This window comes from Roseitalea sp. (genome assembly GCF_984466335.1).
On sequence record NZ_CFIFWG010000169.1, the window covers coordinates 1 to 6,616 of the forward strand.

At 67.7% G+C, this 6,616-nt stretch carries 8 protein-coding genes and 1 other RNA gene; 4 read left to right on the forward strand and 5 right to left on the reverse strand.

All coding sequences use genetic code 11. The features are described from left to right. Both nudC and AC5E6L_RS13220 read right to left on the reverse strand, forming a co-directional pair. The coding region (nudC, locus tag AC5E6L_RS13215; protein WP_491773880.1) for an NAD(+) diphosphatase at positions 1 to 853 on the reverse strand (853 nt) is incomplete at its 3' end. A gap of 30 nt (positions 854 to 883) precedes the next feature. Next, a complete protein-coding gene (locus tag AC5E6L_RS13220; protein ID WP_491230954.1) occupies positions 884 to 1,288 on the reverse strand; it encodes an HIT domain-containing protein in 405 nt (134 codons plus the stop codon). A gap of 71 nt (positions 1,289 to 1,359) precedes the next feature. On the opposite strand from AC5E6L_RS13220, the gene ffs reads away from it, so the two are divergent. The 3 genes from ffs to AC5E6L_RS13235 all read left to right on the forward strand — a co-directional run bounded on the left by ffs (position 1,360) and on the right by AC5E6L_RS13235 (position 3,726). After that, positions 1,360 to 1,457, forward strand: an RNA gene (ffs, locus tag AC5E6L_RS13225) — signal recognition particle sRNA small type. A gap of 71 nt (positions 1,458 to 1,528) precedes the next feature. Further along, complete coding sequence (locus AC5E6L_RS13230) at positions 1,529 to 3,388, forward strand: DNA polymerase III subunit gamma/tau (protein ID WP_491773882.1); 1,860 nt, start codon at positions 1,529 to 1,531, stop codon at positions 3,386 to 3,388. A 14-nt stretch (positions 3,389 to 3,402) separates the two neighbouring features. Beyond that, positions 3,403 to 3,726 carry a YbaB/EbfC family nucleoid-associated protein gene (locus tag AC5E6L_RS13235; RefSeq protein ID WP_491773884.1) on the forward strand — a complete coding sequence of 108 codons (324 nt, stop codon included), beginning with the start codon at positions 3,403 to 3,405 and terminating at the stop codon, positions 3,724 to 3,726. A gap of 122 nt (positions 3,727 to 3,848) precedes the next feature. Here the strand turns inward: AC5E6L_RS13235 and AC5E6L_RS13240 are convergent, their stop codons facing one another. Genes AC5E6L_RS13240 through AC5E6L_RS13250 form a run of 3 tightly spaced genes read right to left on the reverse strand, consistent with a single transcriptional unit; the run spans position 3,849 to position 5,930 of the window. Then, positions 3,849 to 4,535, reverse strand: coding sequence for an HAD family hydrolase (locus AC5E6L_RS13240; RefSeq protein WP_491773886.1), 687 nt, complete (start codon positions 4,533 to 4,535; stop codon positions 3,849 to 3,851). 10 nt (positions 4,536 to 4,545) lie between these two features. Then, a complete protein-coding gene (locus AC5E6L_RS13245) occupies positions 4,546 to 5,175 on the reverse strand; it encodes a ribonuclease D (protein WP_491773890.1) in 630 nt (209 codons plus the stop codon). A 56-nt stretch (positions 5,176 to 5,231) separates the two neighbouring features. Further along, on the reverse strand, positions 5,232 to 5,930 hold the full coding sequence (locus tag AC5E6L_RS13250; RefSeq protein WP_491230669.1) for a DeoR/GlpR family DNA-binding transcription regulator: 699 nt from the start codon (positions 5,928 to 5,930) through the stop codon (positions 5,232 to 5,234). A gap of 47 nt (positions 5,931 to 5,977) precedes the next feature. On the opposite strand from AC5E6L_RS13250, the gene AC5E6L_RS13255 reads away from it, so the two are divergent. Then, positions 5,978 to 6,616 (forward strand): FGGY family carbohydrate kinase (locus AC5E6L_RS13255; protein WP_491773888.1); only part of this gene is annotated, 639 nt, incomplete at its 3' end.

Genomic DNA, 6,616 nt, shown 5'->3' on the forward strand with positions numbered 1-6,616 from the left:
CGCCGATCTCGGCACGCGAAAACCAGCGCGCATCCTCCACTTCGGCGTCGATTACGATGGATTGTGTCAGCGCCTCGCAATAGCAGCCGATCATCAGCGTGTGCGGAAAGGGCCAGGGCTGGCTGGCGTGATAGGCGACGCGGCCGATGCGGACGCCCGCCTCCTCCTCCGTCTCGCGCCGCACCGCGTTTTCCAGCGTCTCGCCCGGCTCGACGAACCCGGCAAGGCACGAATACATGCCTTCGGGAAAGTGCGGGCCGCGCCCGAGCAGGCAGCGCTCATCGTCCGGCGTCACCGCCAGCATGATCACCACCGGGTCGGTGCGCGGGAAATGCTGCGCCTCGCAGGCGCCGCAAACGCGCTTGTAGCCACCGTCCGCCATGACGGTCGGCGCCCCGCAGCGCGCGCAATGGCCATGCGTGCGATGCCAGCTTAAGAGGGCAGCCCCCTGCGCCAGCGCGCCGAGCGCGGCTTCGTCCACGAGACCCTGAACGTAGATCGACCGGTAATCGACCGCCTTGAGACCCGCCGGCGGCATCTTGCGATCCGCTGCGAACGGCGTGGCGAGGACCGGTGTCCCGTCCTGCTCATATCCAAGCAGCACCGTGTCCGCCTGCCGCGCTCCCAGGGCGCGCGCCTGGCCGACGTTGAACCAGGGGTTCGCCGTCTCGCCGTTGGGGCGGAGCAGGGCGCGCCCCTCGCCCAGCAGCAGCACCCTTGCGCGCGGATCGCCCAGCGCATCGGGCACCGATGTCGCGCCGCGCTTTTCCGAAAGGCGCATCAGCCGGTTGCCGGCAAAGCCGGTCAGCGCCGAGGGCTCGGTTGCCGGATGGTCGGGAGGAAGGGCGGGCATGAAGGCTCCGGTCGCGCAACTGGGCGGCTGTCAGAACACGCTTGAAAACCGCTCGATCAGTGCGCGGGCGCCGCCGTTCCTGTAGGGCTGGGGCGCGCCCGCGCACCAGACCGGGCCCGGCCAGGCCGCATCGCCCACATTGCGCGCGATCACGTGCACATGAAGCTGGCGCACCTGGTTGCCGAGCGCTGCGACATTGATCTTGTCGGCGCCGGTGAAATCCTTGAGCGCCTTGGCGATCTGCGTCGTCTCGAAGGTGAGCATGGTCTGGTCGAGCGGGGTCAGATCATGGAGTTCGGTGATGTCGGCGCGCTTGGGCACGAGGACCAGCCAGACAAAGCGCGCATCGTTCATCAACCGCACCTGTGTCAGGCCGATATCGGCGACGGCGAAGGTGTCGCGCTCCAGAATCGGATCGAGTGTGAATGATGCCATGATCGGACGATAGCAGGTTCGGCCGCGAATGCGACTTGCAAATGAGCGCGGGACGGCCGATATGGGACGCGGGAGGTTGGTGGTGGGCGCGCCACTCGCCAACCGGGTCAGGTCCGGAAGGAAGCAGCCCCAACGAGCTTCGGCACGGGTCGCTGTGCCAGCCTCCCGCCTTTCGTCTTTTCGTGCGCATATGCCGCGCGCTGCTGGCCAAGCGGCGCGCACCTGCGCTACACGGAAGCCATGAGCGAGGCTGTTCCAAGTTCCGGCGCCTATCGCGTCCTGGCGCGCAAGTACCGTCCGGCCGATTTCACCGCGCTGATCGGCCAGGAGCCGATGGTGCGCACGCTCACCAACGCGTTCGCCGCCGACCGTATCGCCCAGGCCTGGATGCTGACCGGCGTGCGCGGGGTCGGCAAGACCACCACCGCCCGCATCCTGGCGCGCGTGCTCAACTATAAATCCGAAACCGTCGACAAGCCGACGATCGACCTTGGCGTGCCGGGCGCGCATTGCCGGGCGATCATGGAAGGGCGCCACATCGACGTCATCGAGATGGACGCGGCCTCCCACACCGGCATCGACGACATCAAGCAGATCATCGATTCGGTTCGCTACGCGCCGGTCTCGGCCCGCTACAAGGTCTACATCATCGACGAAATCCACATGCTGTCCGAAAAGGCGTTCAATGCGCTTTTGAAGACGCTGGAGGAACCGCCGCCCCACGCCAAGTTCATCTTCGCGACGACCGAGATACGCAAAGTGCCGATCACCGTGCTGTCGCGCTGCCAGCGTTTCGATCTGCGCCGGATCGAGCTTGCCGACCTGGCCGCGCATCTGCGCGCGATCGCCGGACAGGAAAAGGTGACGGTGGACGATCCGTCGCTGGCGATGATCGCGCGCGCCGCCGAAGGCTCGGTGCGCGATGCGCTTTCGATTCTCGACCAGGCCATCGCCCACGGCAACGGCACGGTCGACGAACGCGCGGTGCGCGCCATGCTCGGCCTTGCCGACCGCACGCGCATCATCGATCTGTTCGAACATCTGATGGCCGGCCGCGTCACCGAGGCGCTCGACGGCTTCAAGGCGCTCTACGATGTCGGTGCCGATCCGGTGGTCGTGCTGAACGACCTGGCCGCCTTCACGCACCTCGTCACGCGCCTGCGCTACGTGCCCGGCGCCGCCGATGACGATCCGTCCCTGTCGCCGGGCGAGCGCGAGCGCGGCGTCGCCTTCTCCGGCCGATTGCCGGTCACGGTGCTGGCCCGCGCCTGGCAGATGCTGCTCAAGGGCATCGCCGAATGCGAGACGGCCGCCCGGCCCTTCGCCGCCGCCGAGATGCTGCTGATACGACTGGCGCATGCCGCGATGCTTCCGACGCTGGATGAGGCGCTCAAGCGCCTTGACGCAGCGCCCGGCGGGCAGAGCGGCGGGCCCGGCCAGGCGGCGGGCGCGCCGCCCGCCCCAACGGCATCGGCCCCGGTCGCCATCGCGCCGCGCCCGCCCGCCCGCGCGCCCGCGCAACCGCCGCGGCCGGAGACCGCCATGCGCCCCTTGCAGGGCGGTGCGCCGGCCATGCGCCTTGTGGCCGAAAATGCCGAGCCGGACACCGTTCCTGCGGCCGGGCCGCCGCAAGGGGTGCCCGTGCCCGAGCCGGGCATCGCCGGCCTTCAGGACCTTGCCGATCTCGCCGACAGGCATCGCGACCTGAAGACGAAGGTCGCGGTCCGCAAGTTCGTGCGGCTGGTCTCGGTCGAGCCGGGCCGCCTTTCCATCAACCTGACCGACGACGCTCCACCGGACCTTGTGGGCGAACTGTCCGGCCGGCTCGGCGAATGGACCGGCATGCGCTGGATCGTCTCGGTCAGCCGCGAGCCGGGCGGGCCGACGCTCGACGAGCAGGACCGCGACAGGCGCGATGCGCTGTTTGCCGACGCCTCGCGCGATCGGGACATCAAGGCGATCCTGGACATTTTTCCCGGCGCGCGCGTTGTCGACGTGCGCATCAATCGGGCTCTGGACGAAACCGGCCTCGATCCCGATATGGGCGTCGAGCCGGGTATCGCCGATCCCGACGCCGACGAGGCAACCGACACGGACTGATTGGGAGAGCCGTCATGCGTGATATTATGGGCCTGATGAGCAAGGCCAAGGAGATGCAGGAAAAGATGCAGGCCATGCAGGCCGAGATCGAGGCCATGACCGCGGACGGGACCGCCGGCGGCGGCATGGTGGCGGTCACGCTCAACGGCAAGGGCGCCATGCAGGCCATCAAGATCGATCCGTCCGTTTTCTCCGAGGACGATGCCGAGATCCTCGAAGACCTGGTGATCGCCGCCCATTCCGACGCCAAGGCGAAGATCGAGCAGCGCGTTCAGGAAAAGACGCAGGAGGTCACCGCCGGCCTGCCGCTTCCACCGGGAATGAAGCTGCCGTTCTGAGGGCGCCGAACGAGCCCAAGTGATAAAATCCCGGCGGCACCGGCGCGAACGTCAAGCCCGCCGCGGGAATGCATCCCCGCATTCCATGAAAAGATCGAGCCATGAAACGCCCGGATCGGTCGTCAGCTCATCGCGCCGGTGTTTGACGCCAGCCATGTTCCCAGTTCGGCGTGGCTTTCGACGACGAGATCGGCGCCCGCCTCGCGCAGCGGCGCGCCGTCGCCGCCGGCCCAATGGCCGCCGCCTGTGAACCCGATCACGAACTGGCCGGCGGCCTTTGCGCCGCGCACGCCGTTGGCGCTGTCCTCGACGGTGATGCAGTCCCGGGGTTCAAAGCCCATCTTCCGGGCGGCATAGGTGAACAGGTCCGGGGCCGGCTTGCCGTTTTCCACCATATCGCCCGAATAGACCGCCTTGCCGAAGAAGCGGTCGAGGCCGGTGCGTTCGAGCTTGAGCGGCAGGAAGGGCATCTGCGTCGAGGAGGCGACGCAGCGGGGCGCGCGCATGCGCCCGAGCATGGCCTCGATGCCGGCGATCGGCCGCACCTGCTCGATGACGCGCCGGCGCGCCTCGCTCTTGAGCGCGACATAGTCGTCCTCGCTCAGCGGTTCGCCCGTCCTTTCGGCCAGCAGGTCGGACAGTTGCGCGCGCCATTTGGCCGGCGCCAGCGCCATGAACGCGCCGATGTACCAAGCCCGGTCCACCTCGACGCCCTTGGCGGCGAGAAAGCCAAGCTCGACCTCAAGATAGATCGCCTCGCTGTCGATGAGCACGCCATCGCAGTCGAAGATCAGGAGCGGTTTGTCCATCGGGTATGGCCTAGCTGTGTGCGAAAATGTCATCGTCCGGCCAACCCATCAGGTCAAGCCGGGCGCGCGTTGGAAGAAAGCGGAAGCAGTCCTGCGCCTCCTTCAGGCGGCCCTCGCGCCCAAGGCGCGCCACCAGCGCTTCCATCAGCGCGTGCAGATGCAGCACGTCGCTTGCCGCATAGGCGAGCTGCGCGTCGGTCAACGTCTCCGCCGCCCAGTCCGACGATTGCTGCTGCTTGGAAAGCTCGACGTTGAGCAACTCGCGCGCAAGCTCCTTCAGCCCATGCCGGTCGGTATAGGTGCGCGTCAGCTTCGAGGCGATCTTGGTGCAGAAGACAGGCTGGGCGCGCACGCCGAAGGCCCGTTCCAGAACGGCGATGTCGAAGCGGCCATAGTGAAAGATCTTGATCCTTTTGCGGTCGCGCAGCAGGCGGGCCAGGTTGGGCGCGCGCTTCTGGCCCTTGGCGATCTGGACGATGTCGGCCGTGCCGTCGCCGGGCGAAAGCTGGACGAGGCAGAGCCGGTCGCGATGCGGGTTCAGGCCCAGCGTCTCGGTGTCGATCGCCACGCGATCGTCATAGCGCGCAGCGGCCGCCTCGCTCAGATCGCCCTTGTGCAGCCTCGTTTCGCCATTGGCCATGGTGCCCGATTCCCTTTCGGCGTTCGGCCCGCTTCTATGGGCCGACGCGGCAAAGCTCAAGCCGCCATCGACGGCGCGACGATGATCTGCGTGCCGCCTTCCAAAAGGGCGCCGGCGAGCGCGGCGGGCGGCTCGGCGTCGGTCACGACCATGTCGATATGAGACAGGTCGCAGACCTTGACCAGGGAGCGACGCTCGAATTTGTGTGCATCGCACAGAACGATCACATTATGCGAACGCTCGATATAGACCCGCTTCATCTCGGTGTCCTCCACCGAATAGTCGAAGCACCCTTCCTCGGTCATGCCCGAAACCCCGATGAACGCGTGATCGAGCCATAGGGCGGCGAGCTGTTCGATGGCGATCGGCCCGTAAGCGGCGTATTCGATCGGCCGGATCTGCCCGCCGGTCAGATAGACATGGTGGCGCGAGTCGCTCAGGATCATGCCGGCGCGCAGATTGTTGGTGAAGATCTTCAAGTCGTCCTTGTCTGTCAATTGGCGCGCCAACTCCAGGGCCGTCGTTCCCACATCCAGGCCAACTGTCTGCTGCTGCTTGGGAATTTCCGCCGCGGCCATGGCGATCGCCGCCTTCCCGCGGGCGTTTTCGCGGGCTCGGGCCTCAAACGCCGGCTCTTGCGCATCAAACCTTTCCCCCCGGCCGCCGTCGCGGGCGATGGCGCCGCCATGGGTCCGGATCGCAACGTCAAGCGCCTCAAGGCGCGCCAGATCGCGGCGGATCGTCATCTCCGACACGCCCAGTTCGCCCCGCGATTCTATGGGACGATACGCGCTCGGCGGATATGAGCGGCCTGTTGCGAAGCGCGCTCGGCGGCGCTGCGGCCTGGGCGCGGAAGGTCGGCACGCAGCCGCTGGCGGGGCTGACGGCCTGCTCCTGGGCGTGGCTTCGACAGGCCGAGCCGGACGCTGCGGCGCGGACGGCCTTCATCCGGCTGCCGCACGATTATCTGACCGAACGGTTGACCGGTGCCGGCATCACCGATCGCGGCGATGCGTCCGGAACAGGATGGTGGTCGAGCCGCGGTGAAGCCTATGTGGAGGACGTCCTGGCCCTGCCGCAGATCGCCGTGGACCCATCCATGCTGCCAAGGGTGCTGCCGGCGGACGCGCAGGCGGGCACCGTGCGCCCCGGCGCGGCCGCCGAAACGGGCCTTGGGGCGGGCATTCCGGTCGGCTGCGGAACGGGCGACAACATGGCCGCGGCGCTGGCGCTGGCGGTCGAGCCGGGATGTCCGGTCATCAGCCTTGGCACGTCGGGAACGGCCTATATGCGCTCGGCCTCACCGCCCGCCGATCCGACGGGCCGGGTTTTCGCCGATGCTTCGGCAAGCGGCGATCACCTGCCCTTGACCTGCACGCTCAACGCCACGCTCGCCGTCGACAATCTTGCGCGCATGTTGGGGATCGGGCGCGAAGCGGTC

Excerpts from the sequence above, each read along its gene's own strand:
- AC5E6L_RS13220 (WP_491230954.1), bottom strand. The coding sequence starts at position 1,288 with ATGGCATCATTCACACTCGATCCGATTCTGGAGCGCGACACCTTCGCC.
- AC5E6L_RS13230 (WP_491773882.1), top strand. The coding sequence starts at position 1,529 with ATGAGCGAGGCTGTTCCAAGTTCCGGCGCCTATCGCGTCCTGGCGCGC.
- AC5E6L_RS13245 (WP_491773890.1), bottom strand. The coding sequence starts at position 5,175 with ATGGCCAATGGCGAAACGAGGCTGCACAAGGGCGATCTGAGCGAGGCG.
- AC5E6L_RS13235 (WP_491773884.1), top strand. The coding sequence starts at position 3,403 with ATGCGTGATATTATGGGCCTGATGAGCAAGGCCAAGGAGATGCAGGAA.
- AC5E6L_RS13240 (WP_491773886.1), bottom strand. The coding sequence starts at position 4,535 with ATGGACAAACCGCTCCTGATCTTCGACTGCGATGGCGTGCTCATCGAC.